Annotated in this window: 1 protein-coding gene and 1 pseudogene; both read left to right on the top strand. The window is 54.1% G+C overall.

Annotated features, from left to right (window positions below):
- A pseudogene (locus G6N74_RS30340) lies at nucleotides 1-457 on the top strand (calcium-binding protein); the annotation flags it as partial.
- Nucleotides 458-686: 229 nt separating this feature from the next.
- On the top strand, nucleotides 687-2,024 hold the full coding sequence (locus tag G6N74_RS30335) for a calcium-binding protein (RefSeq protein ID WP_165121713.1): 1,338 nt from the start codon (nucleotides 687-689) through the stop codon (nucleotides 2,022-2,024).
- Nucleotides 2,025-2,433 lie beyond the last annotated feature (409 nt).

Here is a 2,433-nt window from a genome sequence, read left to right as displayed (position 1 = left end):
ACAAGGCACCACAAATCTGGTCGGAAACGGCAACGGCTTGAACAACGCCCTCATCGGCAATAGCGGAACGAACATTCTCCGCGGCGCTGCTGGTAACGACTATATCGTCGGTGGTGGCGGCAAGGACACATTGGTAGGTGGATCGGGCAACGACACTTTCTTCTTCAACGCCGCTTTCAGCGTAACCAACATCGACAAGATCACGGATTACAATCCGGTACACGACACGCTCCAGGTCGAAAATGCAATTTTCACCGGCCTGGCGGCAGGTTGGCTGGCAGCGGCGGCGTTCCATATCGGCAACGCGGCACATGATGCCAACGATCGCATCATCTATAATAGCTCGAGCGGCGACTTGCTCTTCGACCGGGACGGCACCGGGAGCGCTGCTGCGATGAAGTTTGCGACTCTCTCTCCAGGACTTGCGGTGTCGGCAGGAGACTTCTTTGTCGTGTAGTGACTACATCACGAACGCTCTGGCCCGGAACCATGCCGGCGTCATGGCTTGGAACCGCTACGCAGAAACCCTCACCATCTGAGGCTCAGCTTTTTCATAACTGGAAGATCCCCCCATTTGGGAGTTGCACACCATGTTTGGGTATTGCATCTGCATATTTAGGGTTGTGGCGATCTGCTCGCCGGTTGCAATCGATTGTGTCTGCGTAGTGGGCTAGTTGGGGAGAGCGATGATCATCCTTGAAGAAGAAACATACGTATCGCCGGACTTCACGTTGGATCGTGCCGGAAACCAGATAAGCGTCCATATGGGATACTATCTGCCCGGGTACTACGATGAGGAGAGCGGCGTCTATTCCTTTAACGGCGACGCTCATGTCGAGATTGGCTCTTATAGTGGCAGCGCATATCAATACGGCGATGGAGACCCTTTTCTCTTCGTAGATTTCGTAGCCACGTTGAGCCCGGGTACATTCTATAGTGGAAGTATCTCTATTTTTGACTACGACTCCCTAAGCGATATTTTCTTTGATTTTATTATCGCAACTTACGATATCTCTGCCAACGTAACCGGTTCTACCGGCGTTGATATTCTGTTCGGATCGGCCTATGCGGACAAATTTGTTACCGACCGCGGCGATGATTTCCTTTTCGGCTATGGTGGCAACGACACGCTAAACGGTGGTGCTGGCGCTGACGAGATGTTCGGTGGTGCTGGCGACGATATCTACTATGTCGATAACGCGCGCGATGTCGTTTCCGAATTAAGTAACGAAGGAACCGATACGGTTCGCAGCACCATCAGCCTCACACTTTCATCTATTGTCGAGCGGCTGGAATTGCTTGGAACTGGTCATCTGAGCGGCGTCGGCAATGATCTCGACAACGACATTGTCGGAAACAGCGGAAACAACGCGCTGTGGGGCCGCGCTGGCAACGATCTTCTGAACGGTGCTGCCGGTAAAGACACGATGTATGGCGGTCTTGGCAACGACATCTATGTGGTGTCTTCGACCGGAGACGGTGCAATCGAACTTGCCGGTGAAGGCACGGACACGATCCGCTCCCATATTGACTGGTCGCTCGGTGCCAATCTCGAACGGCTGGAGTTGCAGGGCTCAGCCAACCTTACAGGCAACGGCAATACACTCAACAACACCCTTGTCGGCAATGACGGCAAGAACATCCTGCGTGGCGGGACTGGCAACGACACGCTGAACGCCGGCAAGGGATCGGACACGCTGGTCGGCGGCGCCGGCAATGATACCTTCGTGTTCAACAAGCCTCTCGGGTCCACCAACATCGACAAAATCAACGATTACAATCCCGCCCAGGATACGATCCAGCTCGACACAAAGTACTTTGTTGGCCTCGCAAAAGGCTGGCTTTCGGCGGGCGCCTTTCACACCGGCAGTGCCGCCCACGATTCAACCGATCGGATCATCTACAACAAGGCAACCGGAGACCTGCTGTTCGACAAGGACGGCCTTGACGGTGCCGCGGCGATCAAATTCGCCTTGCTCTCGCCAGGACTGGCGATGACGGCCGGAGACTTCTTCCTGGTGTAACACTTAATAATGCGAAGTAAGGCCGTTACGGCTAAACGGAGCGGCCCTATTTGAGGGTCCGTAGCACTGCGGTTTGGGGAGGGCTCAACCTGCAATGCCAACACACCCCGAATCGGCAGCGGGCTAACCTCTCGGTGCCGTTTCTTTGGTCGAATCTCTGCTGCAGTAAATGATGAAACCTTCAATTCGAGGGCCGGACAACGACAACCGGCCAAAGCATGTTCGCCCGTCGATCCTGATTGCAATAGTTCCCATCCTCGTGGCGTTTGTCGTTGCAATTGTGTTGGTTGGACGATTTGTCCGAGTCACTCTCATCCCAAGTAGTCACCCGATGAGAACTGTCCGACATTCGGCTTTCCATGCAACCGAAAGTTAAGCTGTCGTACCTTACTGGTTGCAAAGTTAGATG

It is taken from the genome of Mesorhizobium zhangyense, assembly GCF_011045115.1.
Lineage (GTDB): Bacteria > Pseudomonadota > Alphaproteobacteria > Rhizobiales > Rhizobiaceae > Mesorhizobium_M > Mesorhizobium_M zhangyense.
This window is presented reverse-complemented; position numbering and strand designations above follow the sequence as displayed.

What these genes read in the sequence shown, in the direction of transcription:
- G6N74_RS30335 (WP_165121713.1), top strand. Translation starts at nt 687, where the DNA reads ATGATCATCCTTGAAGAAGAAACATACGTATCGCCGGACTTCACGTTG.